At 63.2% G+C, this 17,661-nt stretch carries 19 protein-coding genes, 1 tRNA gene and 2 pseudogenes; 13 read left to right on the top strand and 9 right to left on the bottom strand.

Annotated features, from left to right (window positions below; all coding sequences use genetic code 11):
* Positions 1–167: 167 nt before the first annotated feature.
* The 3 genes from AAFG07_RS22315 to AAFG07_RS22305 form a co-directional block, all read right to left on the bottom strand.
* Positions 168–425 carry a hypothetical protein gene (locus AAFG07_RS22315; RefSeq protein ID WP_342722055.1) on the bottom strand — a complete coding sequence of 86 codons (258 nt, stop codon included), beginning with the start codon at positions 423–425 and terminating at the stop codon, positions 168–170.
* Between the two features lie 128 nt (positions 426–553).
* Positions 554–769 carry a hypothetical protein gene (locus AAFG07_RS22310; RefSeq protein WP_342722054.1) on the bottom strand — a complete coding sequence of 72 codons (216 nt, stop codon included), beginning with the start codon at positions 767–769 and terminating at the stop codon, positions 554–556.
* Between the two features lie 134 nt (positions 770–903).
* Positions 904–1,053: a hypothetical protein gene (locus AAFG07_RS22305; protein ID WP_194454413.1), complete on the bottom strand. Its 150-nt coding sequence runs from the start codon at positions 1,051–1,053 to the stop codon at positions 904–906.
* A 245-nt stretch (positions 1,054–1,298) separates the two neighbouring features.
* Between AAFG07_RS22305 and AAFG07_RS22300 the strand changes: the two genes are divergently transcribed.
* The 5 genes from AAFG07_RS22300 to AAFG07_RS22280 all read left to right on the top strand — a co-directional run bounded on the left by AAFG07_RS22300 (position 1,299) and on the right by AAFG07_RS22280 (position 3,821).
* Positions 1,299–1,490 carry a hypothetical protein gene (locus AAFG07_RS22300; RefSeq protein ID WP_342722053.1) on the top strand — a complete coding sequence of 64 codons (192 nt, stop codon included), beginning with the start codon at positions 1,299–1,301 and terminating at the stop codon, positions 1,488–1,490.
* Between the two features lie 140 nt (positions 1,491–1,630).
* On the top strand, positions 1,631–2,482 hold the full coding sequence (locus AAFG07_RS22295; RefSeq protein WP_342722052.1) for a 3-hydroxybutyryl-CoA dehydrogenase: 852 nt from the start codon (positions 1,631–1,633) through the stop codon (positions 2,480–2,482).
* Positions 2,483–2,779: 297 nt separating this feature from the next.
* Positions 2,780–3,040 (top strand): DUF3551 domain-containing protein, encoded by a 261-nt coding sequence (locus tag AAFG07_RS22290; RefSeq protein ID WP_176531265.1) that lies wholly within the window; start codon positions 2,780–2,782, stop codon positions 3,038–3,040.
* 84 nt (positions 3,041–3,124) lie between these two features.
* A complete protein-coding gene (locus AAFG07_RS22285; RefSeq protein ID WP_342722051.1) occupies positions 3,125–3,289 on the top strand; it encodes a hypothetical protein in 165 nt (54 codons plus the stop codon).
* A gap of 37 nt (positions 3,290–3,326) precedes the next feature.
* Positions 3,327–3,821, top strand: a complete 495-nt coding sequence (locus AAFG07_RS22280) for a hypothetical protein (RefSeq protein WP_342722050.1) — start codon at positions 3,327–3,329, stop codon at positions 3,819–3,821.
* A gap of 39 nt (positions 3,822–3,860) precedes the next feature.
* Here the strand turns inward: AAFG07_RS22280 and AAFG07_RS22275 are convergent, their stop codons facing one another.
* Positions 3,861–4,142, bottom strand: a complete 282-nt coding sequence (locus AAFG07_RS22275) for a hypothetical protein (protein WP_342722049.1) — start codon at positions 4,140–4,142, stop codon at positions 3,861–3,863.
* Between the two features lie 286 nt (positions 4,143–4,428).
* On the opposite strand from AAFG07_RS22275, the gene AAFG07_RS22270 reads away from it, so the two are divergent.
* The 7 genes and pseudogenes from AAFG07_RS22270 (at position 4,429) to AAFG07_RS22240 (ending at position 9,135) form a co-directional block, all read left to right on the top strand.
* Entirely contained in the window at positions 4,429–4,623 is a 195-nt protein-coding gene (locus AAFG07_RS22270; RefSeq protein ID WP_342722048.1) for a hypothetical protein, read from the top strand.
* Positions 4,624–4,976: 353 nt separating this feature from the next.
* Positions 4,977–7,214 (top strand): NF038122 family metalloprotease, encoded by a 2,238-nt coding sequence (locus tag AAFG07_RS22265; RefSeq protein ID WP_342722047.1) that lies wholly within the window; start codon positions 4,977–4,979, stop codon positions 7,212–7,214.
* A 44-nt stretch (positions 7,215–7,258) separates the two neighbouring features.
* A pseudogene (locus AAFG07_RS22260) lies at positions 7,259–7,351 on the top strand (ribonuclease Z); the annotation flags it as partial.
* Positions 7,352–7,465: 114 nt separating this feature from the next.
* Positions 7,466–7,711, top strand: a complete 246-nt coding sequence (locus AAFG07_RS22255) for a hypothetical protein (RefSeq protein ID WP_342722046.1) — start codon at positions 7,466–7,468, stop codon at positions 7,709–7,711.
* A 233-nt stretch (positions 7,712–7,944) separates the two neighbouring features.
* On the top strand, positions 7,945–8,190 hold the full coding sequence (locus tag AAFG07_RS22250; RefSeq protein WP_342722045.1) for a hypothetical protein: 246 nt from the start codon (positions 7,945–7,947) through the stop codon (positions 8,188–8,190).
* A gap of 139 nt (positions 8,191–8,329) precedes the next feature.
* Positions 8,330–8,656, top strand: a pseudogene (locus AAFG07_RS22245) (IS5 family transposase); the annotation flags it as partial.
* Positions 8,557–9,135, top strand: coding sequence for an IS5 family transposase (locus AAFG07_RS22240; RefSeq protein ID WP_342722044.1), 579 nt, complete (start codon positions 8,557–8,559; stop codon positions 9,133–9,135). The pseudogene AAFG07_RS22245 and the gene AAFG07_RS22240, both read left to right, overlap by 100 nt.
* Positions 9,136–9,969: 834 nt before the next feature.
* On the opposite strand, the gene AAFG07_RS22235 is transcribed toward AAFG07_RS22240, so the two are convergent.
* The 3 genes from AAFG07_RS22235 to AAFG07_RS22225 all read right to left on the bottom strand — a co-directional run bounded on the left by AAFG07_RS22235 (position 9,970) and on the right by AAFG07_RS22225 (position 13,854).
* Positions 9,970–10,045: transfer RNA gene (locus AAFG07_RS22235), tRNA-Lys, on the bottom strand.
* A gap of 177 nt (positions 10,046–10,222) precedes the next feature.
* A complete protein-coding gene (locus AAFG07_RS22230) occupies positions 10,223–13,051 on the bottom strand; it encodes a glycosyltransferase (protein WP_342722043.1) in 2,829 nt (942 codons plus the stop codon).
* A gap of 194 nt (positions 13,052–13,245) precedes the next feature.
* The gene (locus AAFG07_RS22225; RefSeq protein WP_342722042.1) at positions 13,246–13,854 is read right to left on the bottom strand and encodes a beta-1-3, beta-1-6-glucan biosynthesis protein; all 609 of its coding nucleotides are present in this window, start codon (positions 13,852–13,854) and stop codon (positions 13,246–13,248) included.
* A gap of 244 nt (positions 13,855–14,098) precedes the next feature.
* Here AAFG07_RS22225 and AAFG07_RS22220 point away from each other — a divergent pair, with 244 nt between their 5' ends.
* Positions 14,099–15,727 (top strand): beta-(1-6) glucans synthase, encoded by a 1,629-nt coding sequence (locus AAFG07_RS22220; protein ID WP_342722041.1) that lies wholly within the window; start codon positions 14,099–14,101, stop codon positions 15,725–15,727.
* Here the strand turns inward: AAFG07_RS22220 and AAFG07_RS22215 are convergent.
* Positions 15,687–16,067, bottom strand: a complete 381-nt coding sequence (locus tag AAFG07_RS22215; protein ID WP_342722040.1) for a hypothetical protein — start codon at positions 16,065–16,067, stop codon at positions 15,687–15,689. The genes AAFG07_RS22220 and AAFG07_RS22215 overlap by 41 nt on opposite strands.
* A 95-nt stretch (positions 16,068–16,162) precedes the next feature.
* On the bottom strand, positions 16,163–17,551 hold the full coding sequence (locus AAFG07_RS22210) for a hypothetical protein (RefSeq protein WP_342722039.1): 1,389 nt from the start codon (positions 17,549–17,551) through the stop codon (positions 16,163–16,165).
* Positions 17,552–17,661 lie beyond the last annotated feature (110 nt).

Here is a 17,661-nt window from a genome sequence, read left to right as displayed (position 1 = left end):
GGCATACCGGGGCCGTTTTGCTGTGCCTTGTCGGGCGCCCCTGCACAAGCAGAGGGTGCGTATGGCGCGCATGCAGCAGGAGATCGCGGCATTTTGGCGCGCCGGCGCTTGCGACACCGGCGCGTTTTCTTCACGCGAGCCGCAATCCGCTGCGCTGGAAAACGCTCCTACGCGAGTATCCGCAGCTCAGGTCTGGCGAACGTCTTGCCCGATCGAGCCGGCTGACTCCGCATTTGCTTGGAAGCGGCTTGCAGCTGCACGCGCAAATCGGCGTTGCATTGCTTCATCTGGTTGCGCAGTTCGCGGCGGGAGAAGGCGGTGAGCGAGGGGTCCGCGAGCTGTTGCCAGGCGCTGCGCAGCCATTCCTGCAGCTCGCGAATGTTCTGATCCAAAATCTTCTGATCCAGGACGCTGGGCTGGGTCATGCAGCCAAATCCCACGAAGTGATCAGTTGCAAAGTAACGCTGATTCGCGTCGCTTCACCTAGCGCTATGTTGCGCAGGCGTGTGTTCGGCAGGGGAGATCGGATGCTGCAGGCGCGCCATTGCCCGGCTCAGCGCGCCTTGTCGGGGCCGGTGCGCAGGAAATCCAGCGCGATCGGCAGCGCGAGAAACAGCGCGGCCATCATCGAAAGATGACGCGTTTGCGTGGCGGTCAGGCCGAGATCGTGTTGGGCGAGATAGGCGAGCATGATCGCTGTGTAGGCGGCGACGCAGATCGCGACGGCGATGCTCCCGAAATCGGTCTTGCTGTCGGTCTCATGGTTCACGGCGGCACCACTTCGTTGCGGGAGTGGTGTAGCGTGGCTCACCTTCATCAACTATGAGCTGGATCACGGGCGCGAAACGGACGATCGGCTTCGCTCGTCGCGGCGATCGATCAGGCCGGCTCGCGGCACGAAGCCTAGCGAGGGAGCTTGCGTTCCGGCTGGCTTTCCTGCGGAAGCTTGACCGGGATGTGGGGCGATGTGCTCACCACACGCGGGCTGCCGTCGGAATGGGTCTGGCCGTTGAGCAATGTCTCGAGAACCAAAAAGAATTTTTCAGAAAGCATGGGCGTAGCCCTCGTCGTCTAATGTCCTTATGTCGCGGCATCCGGCGGAAAATTCGATCAATTAAAAGCGAGTCGCGCCGCCATGGCGATGCTGCTGCGCGGGGTCTGCCCTGTGCAATCCGGGAGATTACCGGCGCGAAGCCTTCAGTCTGCGCGCCGATAGTTGCCAAATTCCTAACAGTGGCTGGCGCAGCGGGTGATTGCGTCACACCGTTCCTTCAAGGATCGACGTTTACGAGAGCGGCATGGATCGGGACCAGGACATCGACGAGGGATTTGGGTCGGCGCTGCGCCGCAGCTACGGACGCCTCGCCTGGTGGATCGTGCGGCTCAACCGCGTGCTCGAGCCGTCGCGTGCGGCAGAGCCGCCGCGCACCCAATTGCCGCCGCGCGCCGCCGTCCCGCCACGGCGATCCATCCCGCCGCGCCCGGAATAGACCTCACCAGAATACCGCCGTGTCCTGTATCGGCCGTTCGGCCGGACTGCTATGCATGCGCCATCCGCGGACCTTCCGGGTCCGCCGTTTTTGACGATGCGGCCGCGCGGCGGCGCAAGCGACGAGAAGGGACAGACACAATGATCGAGACGGTTGGCATCATCGGCGCCGGAACCATGGGCAACGGCATCGCGCAAATCTGCGCGGCGGCGGGGCTTGCCGTGACCATGGTGGATATCTCGGACGCGGCGGTGCAACGCGGCCTGAAGACGGTCGGGTCCAGTCTCGATCGCCTGGTCGCCAAGGAGAAGATGACGGCGGCCGATCGCGACGCGACGCTCGCGCGGATCAACGCGACCACCGACAAGTCCAAGCTTGCCGCCTGCGATCTCGTGATCGAAGCCGCCACCGAGAACGAGGAGCTGAAGGTCAAGATCCTCAGGGATCTCTGCGCCGGGCTGAAGCCGAGCGCGCTGGTCGCAACCAACACCTCGTCGATCTCGATCACCCGCCTTGCGGCCTCGACCGATCGTCCCGACCGCTTCATCGGGATGCACTTCTTCAATCCGGTCCCGGTGATGGCGCTGCTCGAACTGATCCGCGGCCTGCAGACCTCGGACGACACGGTCGCCAAGGCCGAAGCGTTTGCCAAGCGTATCGGCAAGGTCGCGATCACCGCGAAGAACAGCCCGGGCTTTGCGGTGAACCGCATCCTGTGCCCGATGATCAACGAGGCGATCTTCGCGCTGCAGGAAGGCATTGCGACCGCGGAAGAGATCGATGCCGGCATGAAGCTCGGCTGCAACCATCCGATCGGCCCGCTCGCGCTTGCCGACCTGATCGGGCTCGACACCATGCTGTCGGTGATGGAGGTGTTCTACACCGGCTTCAACGATCCCAAATACCGGCCGGCGCCGCTGCTGAAGGAGATGGTCGATGCCGGCCATCTCGGCCGCAAGACCGGGCAGGGGTTCTACAGCTACAGCAAGTGAAATCTGCGCGCGCCTGACCCCGTAGTCATCCGGGATGGATCGCGCGGGCAAGCTCGCGTAACCACAACGCCTGATCCGCCACTGAGGCGGGGGACATCAGACACGAGGCCCGGGCTCCTAGGCACACCGGGCCTCGTGTTTTTTGTGGGTCCCGCGCCCATCTAGGGCGGCTGGCTTCCGATGCGCTCCCTCCGCGCTCGGGTCACACCTTCTTGAGGCGGTGAGCGGAAACCTCGCAGATCTTCCCGGCGTACCTAAATCAACGGCTGGGTGCCGATCGAGGAAGGAAGCAGGTTCATGCGCAGGTCGAATTGGGCAATTCTGGCGTTCGCGGCGCTCGGAACGAGCTGGATTGTCGGCTCCGCACAGCCGGCGGCGGCCGATCCCTATGATTATCCCTGGTGCATCCAGGGCAGGGATGAGGGATACCCCGGCTATTGCGGCTACCAGACCTACGAGCAGTGCCAGGCGTCGGCGTCAGGCCGCGATGCCTATTGCGGCATCAATCCCCGTGTTGCGTTCAGCCAGCAGCGGATATCGCCGCGGCGGATCCGGTAAGCGCGAGCATGTCGGCCGGGCGGCCATCAGGCACGATGGTTGCATTGCCGATGGTCGGAGAATTCCCCCTGCGTTGGAGAGCACATGGGCGAGATCATCAGGTTCATCTCGAAATCGGAACGCGAGCGTGCGCAGCTGATTCGCGAGGCCAGGGCCAACTACGAGCGCATCTTTCCATCGGCCGATTCGGCTGACGTGCAAGGCGCCGCGGTCGAGGGCGACGGCAGCGAGGCGTCGTCGAAGCCGTAGCCGCCGGTATTGCGCGCGTGAGGATGCGGACGCTGCGATGGGGAAACGGAACTGGCGGCAGCTGTTGCAGACGTTGTGGCAGCCATTGTGGCAGACTTGGACGATCGACAAGCCGGCCGCGCTTGGCGACTGGCTCTGGCAGGTTCTGGTCGTTGAGCTCGCGGCCTTGCTGGATCGGCTGACGTTGCGGAAGCTGATCGCGCTGATTCCGGTCGTCATCCTGATCGGTGCCTATCTGCACCGGATTCCGCTTCCTCCCGAATTGATGCTGGTCGGCGATGTGCTGGCCTATATCGACGTCTTCTCGACGATCTTCCTGATCGGCCTGTTCACGCGCGTGGCGACCGTGACGGCCGTGGTCAGACAGGCCATCGAGCTCGCTCAAAGCCTCGCGTGGCGTGTGCCGATGGCGCTACGGCGGTTTGACGCGCGTCATCGTCGCGCCAAGGACAGCGCGCGCCGCAGGCGTCTCACCGGCGCGAGGACCGACGATGATGAGCCGACTGTCGTCGCGGGGCTGGCGTGGGCTTAGTTCGAGGCGATGCGGCGGTGAAGAACGCAATTGCGCCGGCTATCGCGGCTGTCGGGCCTGTTGGTCGCTGTCGTCGGCCGCGGGCCGGGCAGGGATACCTGCAGAAGAGCCGTCCTGAGAGCCGCCCAGGCTACGCCGGTGCGAGCTGGAGAGATCGGTTGCGCCCTGCCGGGAGCGATGAAACGCGATCCCCATCTGGAAACTCCAGACACCGAACAACAGCGCGCCGGCCACACAGGCGGCCACGAAGGCCCAATCGCGTTTCTTCATCTGATACAACAATGCCAACTCAAGGACACGCCGGCCACGTGCCTGCGCCAACCACTCCACCGCATGCCTCGCCACGGCAATCCGAGCGAAGATGCCCCAACGCTGCGGCCAAGACGTTACTGTGTCCCAAGCAAGACTCACGCATAGTGATGCGATCGGGCGTGCTTGTCGATCCGCGTAGCACGCACCCGCACGGGTCACGGAGCAGTGATTATCAAATCATGCCTCCAGCAACACTCCGACCGGATCATCCCTCGTCTGCAACAATCTTGCCAAACTTTCACTAGGTCGTTGGCGCACTGAGTTCGAAGATGCAGATGAAATCGGACGAATCGCAATGACCGAACTTGAGGAGCTTCGCTACTTCGAGCACCAGTGCCTGGAGATGGCCAAGCAGTCCACGCTGCCGGATGCGCGACGCGCGCTCCAGATCCTGGCACGCAACTACGCCTCGGCGGCCGAAATCCTCGAACGGCGCGCGCAATCCGCCAACACGGCGCTCGCCCAGCTGTTTCGATGCTTGGGGCTATGACTGATTGACGCGTGACACGGACGCGGCGCGACGGTGCAAGCGCCAATCTCGGTCCGGAAGATCGGCGAGTTCAAGCCGGCTGTTATGATCTTGGCGGCCGCGCGGAAGACCAGCACTGCCCCGCGGCCCGCGTCGCGATCGTTTCGACGGCCGGACCACCTTGGCGCCGGAACCTTTGCGCGGCCGCCAACTTTAGCTTCCACGGAATGTATCCGGCCTGGTGCCGTGAACAGCACGAGAATACCGGCTTTAAGATCTGGTTAAGGATGACCGCGCATCTTCTGCTTGAGCCCTGCCGAGGAAGCGGAAGGTCAGGATCCCCTCGATAGGGCGATCCAAAGCTGGAGCGAGCGATGATATCCAGGGCTGCGTTACAACAGGATCAGGACGGTGGTGAGGCGCCTGCGCCATACAGCCCGCCGCCGACGCCTGTCGTCCTCCCTGATGAATCGGTTCAAGCGCAGACTGCGGTGAGCGGCTCCGGCTCGGGCGGCGTGGGCTCTGTCGTCGCGGAGACCTCCGGCGGGCTCACGATCAACCTGATCTTCGACGCTGCCGCAATGGCGGCGCCTGCCAGCTTCCGACAAGGAATCGAGCAGGCGGCAGCGCTTTTGAGTGCAGCGATCACCGACAAGATCACGCTCAATTTCAACGTCGACTATAGCGGCACCGGTGGCGGCGCCGCGGGGGGCGCCGATAGTGGACAGTGGCTCAGCTATTCGACGGTCAGGGCTGACCTGGTGAACTATGCGTCTGCGGGTGACACGACTTTCAATGCGTTGCCGGCAGGAACTTCGATCCAGGGCCAGTCCTCGGTCGCGGTGTGGAACGCCCAGCTCAAGCTCTGGGGGGTGATCGGTGCGAACGACACGACGACCGATGACGGTAGCCTTACCTTTGCCACCGACATCGATCCCAGTCTTCTGGTTGGCGTCGCCCTTCACGAACTCACTCACGCCATGGGCCGCGTTCCCTACGGATCACAACCGGATATTTTTGATTTCTACCGCTTCACCAGTTCCGGTGTCCGGTTGTTCTCGAACAATATTCCCGCATCAGCGGCCTATTTCTCCCTGAACGGAGGCGGCACGAAGCTCGCGGACTACGGCCAGAACTCGGATCCGAGCGACTTCCTCAACAGCGGCGTGCAGGGGGCAAATGATCCCTTCAACGAATATTACACCGGCAGCACGCTGCAGCATCTTACTTCGGTCGATCTGCAGCAGCTCGATTCCCTGGGGTTTCACATCGGGGCATCGTCCGCACCTGCGAGCACCCAGACCAATAATGTTGCTGCGCAGCTGACGGATGGTCAGATCGATCTATTGCAATTTGGCTCCGGCAACCTGACTGGCTCGTCGCTGACCCCTCAAGGCTTTTGGAAAGTTGTTGGCGATGTCGATTTTAACTCGACGGGCAGCACTCAATTTGTCACGCAATCCAATGGCCAGATCGACCTGCTTTGGTTTTCCGGAGGCAAATTCTCGGCATCGCTTCTGCTCGCCGGCAGCTATTTGGACATCAAGGGCGCGGGGCATTTCAGCGGAGAGACGAACCCCGGGTTCGTGACGCAGTGGAACAGCCAGATCGACTTTCTATGGTTCGATTCCGTCGGCCACCTGACTGCAAGCGCTCTCACCAATCAAGCATTTTGGAACGTCGTTGGAGTTGCAGACGTCAATGCTGACGGCCATTCCGACGTCATAACTCAATCTGCGACGGGCCAAATAGACATTCTGTACTTCGATCAAGGGAAGCTGATTGGAAGCAATTTGTTGCCGGGAAGCTACGATCCTGTTCACGACGTCAAGAACATGACGGCCGGAATCGCGGAACTGATAACCCAGGACAGTGCCGGTCAAGTCACCGAACTCGCGTTCGATGGCAGCAAGGTCACCCAAGTTGCGTCGGTTGGATCTTCCGGAATTTCGTTGGTTCAAGCGGGTGCGGCATCCGACCAGTTCTTTGCGTCTGCAGCGCAGGTTCACGTCGTTCCTTCAGACCCCGCTCCGAATGCCGCTGCACCAACAACCTTCGACGGCACGACGTTGAACCTTCAACAGCCATCCACGTTCAACGGCCAGATGATCGCGTTCAGCGGCGATGGCGGGCAGGGGTCCGATCAAATCGACTTGCACGGCATCACCTTCAACACCGTCCATTCCAGCTTCGACGCTGCCTCCGGAGAGCTTTCGGTGAGCGATGGCTCGCACACGGCCACGCTCCACTTCCTCGGGGTGTACGCGCAGGACAATTTCCAGTTCACTAATGATGGGAATGGAGGAACGTTGGTTGTCGCGGCGGCATCACCGGGCCAGAGCGGCAACCAGCTTTCCAGTGCGGTAGCGCAGGACACATTCGTGTTCGCGGAAAACTTCGGCCGTGTGACGCACACGCACTTTGCGCCCGCGACCGATACGCTGCAATTCAGCAAGAGCGTCTTTGCGGATCTGAGCGCCCTGGTCGCCGCGATCCATGACGACGCGTCCGGCAACGCGGTCATCACCGATGCCGCCCGCGACACGATCACGCTCCAGCATGTCTCAACGGCGCAGTTGCTCGAGCACCAGAGCGGCTTCCATATCGTTTAGATTTGGCTCGTCCGCGCGATCGGTGAAGCACGAATACCGCGTCGACGGCTACCGAAGCTGCCGCGCTTGCGGCGAGCAGTGGGGTCAAGCAGCTCGTTCTCACGGACATCTCGGTCCGCTACCCGGACGAGGCCCTGCCGATCGCGTCTATCTCGCCACGATGCTGAACATGCGTTCAGAAAAGTTCCGAACTTGTTCCTGCAACATGCGCAGACGCCAGTCGTTGTCACGGTACTGGAAAGGAGGATGTCATGACGAAGCTTACTTACGCCCTTGCCGCAGCGGCGGCCCTCTCGATAGCGGCACCGACCATTGCCAGCGCGCAGGGTGTCGGCGTCTATTTCGGTAGCAGCCCCGGCTATTACGGCGATCGGTATGACGGTCCGCGCGTATACCGGGAGCACGATCGCGGCTGGCACCACGGCTGGCACCATCACCGCGATTACTACCGCGACCGTGGCATCGTGATCCGTGGTCGTGACTGGGACGACGACTAAACGGCAGCGGGACGCACCACGCGTAACCAAAGAGGACCTCGCTTCGGCGGGGCCCTTCTTTGCCGGCTTTGTCGGCGAGCCCACGGATGGATGCCGCCGCACGAACAACGTTTCATTAACGCGACTCATCCACGCTCATGTTGGGCCGTCTGGATGGGCCGCTACGCCGAAGGCCGCCACGACAAGCTCCGTGGCGGCCTTTTGCGTTCCGAGAGTGCTGAGGGAGACGACCGATGGACTACGGCGCCTTCACCGACGCCAGCCTGAAGATGATGTACGAAGCCATCCGCGGCGCGCTCAAAGCCGACGATGATTTCGAGGCACACGGCGAAGAGCCAAAATTCCGGGTCCGCGCGACGCCGGAGTGGAAACGCCACGCCGGCAGCCTCGAGGCCGAGATGCTGAAGCGAGGGCTGCAGCTCGACATCATCGACTGGACGAACGGCCAGGGCGAGCTGCCGCTGACGGTGGGACCGTGAGCGGGTAGCGGTGACGGTATCTGTGATCGGCTTGGGAAATGAGGGCACTGCTGCAACTTCGGCTCAGTCATCTTGAACAGCGTGAAATTCGGTCGACACTGAGCTAGGACCAATCCACATTCAGGATTCCCATAGCTGAATGATGCTGAATCAATGCGTTCCGAACCTTTTGATTCGGAGCGGACTGATGGGTGTGAAGCGCTATGAGCTAAGCGAGGCACAATGGGCTCGGATTGCACCTATGCTGCCAGGCAAGGTAGGTGATCCCGGCCGCAGCGGTGTTGACAACCGCTTGTTCGTGAACGGGGTTTTGTGGGTTCTACGGTCCGGTGCCAACTGGCAGCACCTGCCGGAGCGCTATGGCAAGTGGAAGAGCGTACACGCGCGTTTCACTCGCTGGGCCAAGGCCGGCGTATGGGAGAAGGTGTTTGCCGAACTGATCAAGGATCGCGACAACAAATACCTGATGCTCGACACCACTCTGGTTCGTGTCCACCAGCAGGCCGCGAGCGGAAAAGGGGGGCCAAAACTCAGGAGTTGGGGCGTTCCCGAGGTGGATTGACGACCAAGATCCATATGCTCTGCGACAGCCTCGGTCGGCCGCTGCGCTTCATGCTCACCGCCGGCCAACGACACGACAACCTCACTGCAAAAGCCCTGCTCGAGGGCTTCAACGCCGAGGCCGTGCTCGCCGACAAGGCCTACGACAACAACGATCTACGCACGACCATCGCAGACATGAACGCTGAAGCGGTAATCCCCTCAACCCGTTCTCGTAAGGTCCCCATCCCGCACGACGAGACGATCTACAAGCTACGCAACCGCATCGAGCGCTGCTTCAACAAGCTCAAACACTTCCGCCGCTTCGCCACGCGATATGACCGACGAGCTGACTACTTCCTCGCCTTCGTCCACCTCGCCGCAATCTGCATTTGGCTCCGTTGAATGTGGATTCGTCCTAGTCGCAGTTGCGGGAGCATCCAGACTGTTGCGGGTCGCGGGGGGCACTGAGAAATCAATCCCCAGACTATCCCTTGGGAATGGGTTTCCCTCCCGCAGGGCCTATTGGCTTGGGACCGGCCAAGGGCGGAGGGCTGATGGATGGAAATGGGATCTGATCTGCTTCGTTGGTTGATTTTTCCGGTCGCTTCTTGGGTCGAATCTCATCGTCCAATGATGGGCAAATCTTCTCCCAGCCTGGACCATATGCCGTTTCTAGAAAATCGATGTGGTCTGTCTCGAAGGTCTGAACAATCCGCTGCCTACTGCAAGCGGGGACGACCGCGCTTTTTGCATCTTTGCCTAGGGGACCTTTCAGCGAATAGCGCACTGTTACCGGTGCGCCGCAGTGATTGACGACAGTCCACGTCTGCAGCGAGCCATCCTTCGTTTTGATGGGGCCCATGAGGCAGCTCTGTGCGTTGGCAGTTGCGGCAAGTGCGCAGGGCACGACCCAAACTGCGACTGCCCTGGCAAGTTTCATGTGCTAGCTCCTAGTATCGCATTTTGCACATGGAAAGAGGGATGGCCAACGGCAGCGACCGAAGCGCTGCTTGAACGGATGCTCGACAAGATTGGCGGCCTCTGTGCTCGGCGCGACCAACTCAAGCTGCCTAAGCCTAACGGGAAAGTTCTCGGGGACCGTAATTGGTGAAACGCTACTTCCAGGATGAGTCCTAACTATCGCCATCCCTCGCCGCGCTTAATGACGTGCGGCACCCACGGCAAATGGATGTTGCTTCGGGGAGCCTGTGAAACAGCTCGGAAAGTCTGGGGAATTGGTGAGCGCGGAGGGACTCGAACCCTCGACCCCATGATTAAAAGTCACGTGCTCTACCGCCTGAGCTACGCGCTCACTCACCTGAGCATCGGATCCGGCCGCAGGCTTTGAGCCGCTCCGGATCATGCTCCAGCCCGCGCTGTGTAGGGGGCAGGGCCCATCGGGTCAATAGCCGAGGGGCGGTCAATTGTGCACCGTTACGGCGGATTTGCCGTTCTAGCGCCTCGGGTTAGGCCGGTTTCTTGAAGTTAGTCAGCTGTCGTGGCGGATTTCCGAGCCGACCGGCTGCGACGGGGCGGCGACCGAGGGCAGGCTGACCGGGCGGAGCCCGATCAGTTCCGCGGTCCGGATCGCGCTATTGCGCCAGAACGCGAACTCGTTGATCCGCGAATTCTCCAGGATCGCGATGGAGACCGCGGCAAGGAATGGCAGGCTTTGCAGCACCAACACGCCGGCGAAGATGTAGATCTCGCGCACCTGCTTGTAGCCGTTGGTGACGACAAGCACGATGGCGCCGACCAGGAGCAGCACGCCGATCACGGCTTCCCAGAACGCCTGGAATTCGATCGACATCCGCGACAGGCCGCCCTTCGAGGTACGGGCGAAGGCGAGATGCTCGGTGATCAGGCCCTGCGCCACCGCGCGCGACACCGTCCACTGCACGCTCATCGCCGCGATCATGGCCCCCAGCATCTGGGCCGCCTTGATGTTCACCCGCAGCCGGTAGAGCACCACAAAGTGCAACAGCGAGACGATGAAGGAGGCGATGATCGGAAGGGTCAGGATCTTGTCGGGGATCGCGATGTCGGCGAAGGCGACGATCGGGACCCAGATCAGATTGAGGATCGCAACCACGACGCCGAGGCTTTCGGCGCCCAGCCAGTTGAGCCAGCCGAGCGAGAACTCGCGGCGCTGGTCCGGCGTCAGCCGGCTCGCGCCGGGCAGGAAGCGCCGCCAGTGCTTCTTGACGATCTGGAAGCCGCCATAGGCCCAGCGGTGGCGCTGCTTCTTGAAGGCCTCATAGGTGTCGGGCAGCAGGCCTTCGCCGTAGCGCACATTGGTGTAGTGGGTGAGCCAGCCCTGTTGCTGGATCGAGAGGCCGAGATCGGTGTCCTCGCAGATCGTATCAGAGGACCAGCCGCCGGCCTTGTCCATCGCGGCGCGGCGGATCAGGCACATCGTGCCGTGCACGATGATGGCATTGAACTCGTTGCGCTGGACCATGCCGATGTCGAAGAACCCGGCATATTCACCGTTCATGATGTAGTGCATCAGCGAGCGGTCGCCGTCGCGATGCTCCTGCGGCGCCTGCACCAGGCCGACACGCGGATCGGCGAAGGCCGGCACCAGGTCCTTGAGCCAGTCCGGATGCACGACATAGTCGGCGTCGATGATGCCGATGATCTCGGCGTCCGCCGCGGTCCGCTCCATCGCAATCCGCAGTGCGCCGGCCTTGAAGCCCTGCACCTTCTCGGCATTGATGAACTTGAACCGCTCGCCGAGCATCCGGCAGTGATCCTGGATCGGCCGCCAGAAGTCGGGATCGGGCGTGTTGTTGATGATGCAGACGCACTCGAAATTCGGATAGTCGAGCCGCGACACCGCATCGAGCGTCTGCTTCAGCATCTCGACCGGTTCGAAATAGGCCGGGATGTGGATCGAGACTTTCGGGAACGTCACATTCTCGCCCATCGTGGCCGGTGCGAGGGTCGCGCTCTTGCCGATCAGCCGGCGCGGGCCGCGGCCGAATGCCACCGCCGCGATCTCCTCGATCCGCGCCATCGCGATCAGGACCAGCGGAACCAGCAGCACGAGGCCAAGGCTGAGCGCGAAGGCTGAGCCCCAGACGAAGTAGTGCGTGGTCCAGTACGAGAATACGGTCGCAACCCAGGCGCCGACACCGTTGGCGGCGGCTGACAGCAGCAGCGCCTGCATCACGGTCGGCTGGTCCAGCCGCAGGATCGGCAGCGACATGAAGAGGCCGACCAGCACGGCGACCAGCGCGATCTTCCAGTAGTTCAGATCGGTGACCGGGCCGGTCCACGCGAACTTCGCATCGCGGTCGGCATTGAGGATGCCCCAGTAGGGACCGACGCCGCCTTCGAAGAACTTCCACGGCTGATCGATGGCTTCGACGATGTTGTAGTCCATGCCGATGGCTTCGGCGCGCGCGACGAAATTGCGCAGCACCGTGGCCTGCTGGAACGGACCGGGCTCGGCGCTGCGCAGATTGTAGCCCTGGCTCGGCCAGCCGAATTCGGCGATCAGGATGCGCTTGCCGGGGAACGAGTCGCGCAACAGGTTGTAGCGGTCGACCGCCTGATCCACCGCTTGCTTGTCGGTGAAGTTTTCCCAGTACGGCAGCACGTGCGCGGCGATGAAGTCCGACGAATTGGCGAGCTGCGGATGGTCGCGCCAGATGTTCCAGATTTCGCCGGTCGTGACGGGAACGCTGACCGACTTCTTGACGCGCTGGATCACCTTGATCAGCCGATGCACGTTGCTTTCGGCGATTGCCCATTTGACGGCTTCGGACCGCTTGTCTTCGGGCTGCGTTTCCGCGTCGTGCAGGCGCTGCGCTTCCTCGCGGAGGATGCGCTCGGACTCCTCAGGCGGCACGCCGATCTCCGGAACCGAGCCGAGGTTTTCGAGCGGGACCTGCTCGCCGCGGAACACGGTTTCGTTGCCGACCACGATGCCGATGACGTTGCTGTTGCGCTTGGCCAGGTTGATCGCGGCTTCGAGCTCGCGATTGTTGCGGTTGGCGTCCTTGTCGATCCAGGCGCCGACCGTGACCTTCATGCCGAACTCGGCGGCGACCGGCGGCACCAGCTCGTTGCCTTCGGTCGACGAATAGAGGCGGACCGCTTTGGTGAGCGTCGACAGCTTTCGCAGGTCGGTGCGCACCTTCTCGCTGTCGGCGGCAACGTCCGCGACGGAGTGGCCGGACTCGAACGGGGCGTAGGACAGGCTCGGCAACGTGCCACGGAAATCGGGCGCCGACTGCTTCTCCTGGAAGAGACCCCACAGGGCGGCGTGGGCGGCGGTGACAAGCAACAGGACGGCGACGACGGCGCGCATCGCGGTTAAACCATACGGGGCCTGAGATTGAGGACTAAGCGAACCCGTCCCCTGGGCTCGACCAACATAGCGGCGGAGGGAAAGATATCTCCGCCATCCGATTTAACAACTGGTATGCCGCAATGGCGTTTTAAGGGCGCAAGCCGTTCCAGCCGCGAAAAAAAATCGCGGCCGGATCCAATCGCGCCATGCGGCTATTTCGATGCCGGCGCCGGTGTCGCCGACGGGGTCGGCGCAGGTGAGGGCGAGGCTGCCGGCGCGGGCGCGGCATTGCCGGCCGTCGATGGCGCCGGGGTGGGCGCGGCGGCTGCCGCGGCCTGCGGCTGGGCGCCCGGGTTGATCCAGCAGGCGTGGATGCGGCCGTCGAGGCTACCGCGCACCTTGTCGTCGATCTGGGCGCCGAACCTGGTCAGGCAGCGGAAGGCGGCCTGGACGTGGCCACCGGGGCAGCCGAAGCGGTCGTAGAGGTCGAGATGGCGGAAGGCGGTGTCGAGGTCGTCGTTCCACATGAGGCGGACCACGCGGCGGCCGAGCCAGACGCATTCCGGATTACCGGCCGGGCCGTTGATGGCCTGCTGGGCCTCGACGAACTCCTCGACCTTGCGCTGGTTGGCCTCCCGCACGGCGTTGGCATTGGGGTCGGGCTGTCCAGGCTGCTGTTTGGCCTGATCAGGCGGATTCGGCGTGCCGCTCTGGGCGAACGCGCCGCCGGCTCCGTTCAAGAGCGCGAGCGCTGTGACGAGGCCCGTTACGGCAAGATGGCGCAAAGCAGTGTTCTTCAACTCAAGCAGCCGTCGACGCATGCATTCCCCGATATGTTCCTGCCCCTGCGGGATCATCCTAACGGCTCGCGTGATGCCGTCCAAATAGGTCTCCAGTGCGGCGGAGACTGTGGCGGAATCCCATGACTGGAATTTGGTATTTTGTCCAGCAAACTCACAACTTTATCGACCCAGCGCAAAACTGTCGCAGGACAACCATGGTATTGACCGATTCCTGGACTTGGCAGACGGGCTATGACCGGCTAATTCGACGGTCCCCCGGAGGATGGAACCGATTTCGCTTCGTACGCCGCTGGCGCTTCTCCTGATCTCGCTCGCAGTGATTGCATCTGTGTGGTGGTGGCTCGCCACGCCGATTACGCTCGCGCGCGCACCGATCGATCCTGCCGCAAAGCTGCAATGCGTGTCCTACACGCCGTTCCGCGGCGCCCAGACGCCGCTCGATCCGACCACGCAGGTTCCGGTCGAGCAGATCGAGCAGGACCTCGCCGATCTCGCCAAGGTCACCGATTGCGTGCGCACCTATTCGATCGAGAACGGCCTCGACCAGGTCCCGGGCGTGGCGGCCAAGGTCGGGCTGAAGGTGATGCAGGGCATCTGGCTCAGCAGCAACCGCTTCAAGAATTTGCAGCAGATCGCGATCGCGGTCCGGCTCGCCAAGGAATATCCCGGCGTCGTCACCTCGCTGATCGTCGGCAACGAGGTGCTGCTGCGCGGCGAGATGACCGCCACCGATCTTGCCGGCAACATCCGCGCGGTGAAGTCGGCGGCGGGCAATCTGCCCGTCACCTACGCCGACGTCTGGGAATACTGGGTGAAGAACCGCGAGATCTATGACGCGGTCGATTTCGTCACCATTCACATCCTGCCGTATTGGGAGGACATCCCGATCAAGGCGAAGTACGCCGCGGCGCATGTCGACGATATCCGCAAGCGGATGGCAGTGACTTTCCCGGGCAAGGAGATCCTGATCGGCGAGACCGGCTGGCCGAGCGCGGGGCGGATGCGGGAGGGCGCATTGCCATCGCGCACCAACCAGGCGCGGGTGGTGTCCGAGATCCTCGATCTCGCCAAGCGCGAGGGCTTTCGGGTCAACCTGATCGAGGCCTATGACCAACCCTGGAAGCGCAAGCTCGAGGGTACGGTTGGCGGCAATTGGGGCCTGTTCGATGCGGTCAAGCGGCAGGTGAAGTACCCGCCCGGCGTTGCGATCAGCAACTATCCGGAGTGGAAGCTGCAGATGGCGGGCGGCATGGCGCTGTCGATCGCCATCTTCCTCGCGGCCTGGCTGACGCTGCGCCGCCGGCCCTGGACGCCGCGGCCGTCGGCCTGGATCGCGGTCGCGATTTCGGCGACGACGGCGGGGACGCTGCTCGGGATCGCCGGCGACAAGATGTATTACGAGAGCTACGGCGTCGGCGGCTGGCTGCATTGGGGCGTGCTGCTCGCGGCCGCGATCGCATCGCCCTTGTTGACGGCGCATGCGCTGATCGCCGGGCGCTCGCTGCCGACCTTCCTGGAGCTGGTCGGGCCGCGCGACTATCGCGGCAAGGGCGCGATCGGCGCGTTGCTGGCGATCGTGCTGGTCATCACCACAGTGATCGCAGCGGAGACCGCACTCGGCTTCGCCTTCGATCCGCGCTACCGCGATTTTCCGTACGCTTCCCTGACCATGGCGGTGGTGCCGTTCGCGCTGCTCACCATGTTCAATCGTCCGAAGGAAGGTATCCGCCCGCTGGCGGAATCCGTGTTCGCCGGCCTGCTGGCGATCGCCGCGCTCTACACGATGTTCAACGAGGGCACGATCAACTGGCAGTCGGACTGGACCTGCGTGATGTACCTCCTGCTCGCCGCTACGCTGTGGCGGGCGCGGGCCGCGCAAAACCCAGGATGAACAGCCCGATCGCGAGCCCCGACAGCACGACATTGTAGAGCACGATCCCGAGCGCGGCTGCGATCAAGCCGACGGTGAGCAGCACGATCGACGGCCGCGTCAGGTTCAGCACCGCAATCACCAGCGCCGTGATCCCGAACACCGAGTTCTTGAACAGCACGGTCGACAGCGCGCGGGCCTTGCACAGCATGGTCTGCGTGCCGGCGTCGCAGGCCAGTGCAACGGGCGAGAATTCGATGGCGAGATAGCGCACGTACAGCGCGTAGCCGACGGTGACGAAGCCCACGACCATCAGGAACTGGACCTGATAGGGGGAGAGGCGGAACGGAGGTTTTGTCATCGCGGCACTATGGTCGGGAACGGGGTTTCGGACAAGGCTCGGTCAAAGCAGCGAAATCGGTTGAGAATTTGGCCGCAATCCTTTGCCGGACATGACTATTGGCTGTTCCGCCGGAACATCGAGGAGATCGACGTCGGCTCCGGCTTCTTTTCCTCTGCAACCGGCTGCGGCGGTGCGACGGTGCGCCTCAGCGCGGCCCGCCGGTGCGGCAACGCCGGCCTGGCTCCGGCAGGCGGCTCGTTCAGGGCCAGCCGCTGGCCGTCGTAGATCGCCGTCTCGCAGGTCCGCTGGACCAGGCTGAGGCCGGCGCAAATCTTGGCGGCGGTCCCGGCGTCGTTCAGCGGTCCGGCCACCAGGCGCAACTGCATGCCGAGCCCGTTGCTGTTCTCCTTGATGACGATGATCGGCCGCAGCGCGGCCAGCGGCGCGTTGGCCTTCGACTTCAAGAGGCTGCGCCAGAGCGCGCGCAGTCCATTGACCGAATTTGCCGTGCCGAGATCGACGCCGAACTCGGTGCGCTGGATCTGCGCCTTCGGCGCATCCTCTTCAACATCGGAGTCCGGATCCGGTGTGATCACCTGCGGGGGGATCGGCGCGGCGTTGACATCGCTCGAGGTCGGCGGCTTGGGCGCTTCGGTTGCCTTGTTCGGCGCAGGATCGCGCGATGCCATCAGCGGCTTGTCCGCAGCCGGCTTGGCCCCGGGCGCTGGCGCGGCCGGCTTTATTTCGTCGGTACTGGCCGCGGCGGCCGCGGCGCTCATCGGACTGGCAACTGATGGGGCGGAGGCAGAAACCGGCGGCGAGCTCTCGGGGGCCGACGGCTTCTCCGCAGCAACCTGGGGCCTGCTCGCGGCGGCCGCCGGCTTCTTGTCGGCCGCCATGGGCTTCTCGGTCGCAGCAACCGGCTTCTCGACCGGCGCCGGCGCCTTGCTGTCGATGGATGCCACCACCTTGTCGGTCGCGGCCGGCTTGTCCGATGCGGCAGGCGGCGTCGTTGCGACGGCGGCAACGGCCGGTGCCGCCACTGCCGGCGCCAAATTGGCTGAAGCTGGCGGCGTAGCAGGCGCCGCAGCCGGAGTGGGTGGTGGTGCCGGCACGGCCACCACCGGCTGTTTGGCGATCGTGCCGGTCACGGAGTCGAGACCCTGTTCCAGCGTGGTGACGCGCGAATACAGCCGGTCGCGGTCGCCGTTGAGCGTATCGATCGCGGATGCCAGCCGCCGCGTCTCGTTGTGGCTCTCCTTCGCCAGCGTCTGCAACTGCTGGGCCTGGCGCGCGATATCAGATGCGGCGACCTGATCGCGCCGCAGCGTCAGCGCGGACTGGTTGGCCATCACGGCGATGCTGACGGCGCCGACCGCAGCCACGCCCCACGAGCCGAGCCGCCACAGCATGCGGCGATCGAAAGCATCCTCCTCGGCCAAAAAGCCGGTGGTGCTTTCGGTGTCGAAATCCGCCGCCAGATTATCGGGATCTTTGGCCAAAGCCCGCTTGGCCCTCCTCAAGGCCCGCCGAATCACGAGGCAAAGATTAACAGGAAATGGACCGGGAACTTGAATCTGAGAGGCCACGGAGGCGAATCGGTTTCTTCTGC

It is taken from the genome of Bradyrhizobium sp. B097, assembly GCF_038957035.1.
Lineage (GTDB): Bacteria > Pseudomonadota > Alphaproteobacteria > Rhizobiales > Xanthobacteraceae > Bradyrhizobium.
The sequence above is the reverse complement of the archived record's forward strand: the minus strand, read 5'-3'. Positions and strand labels throughout refer to the sequence as shown.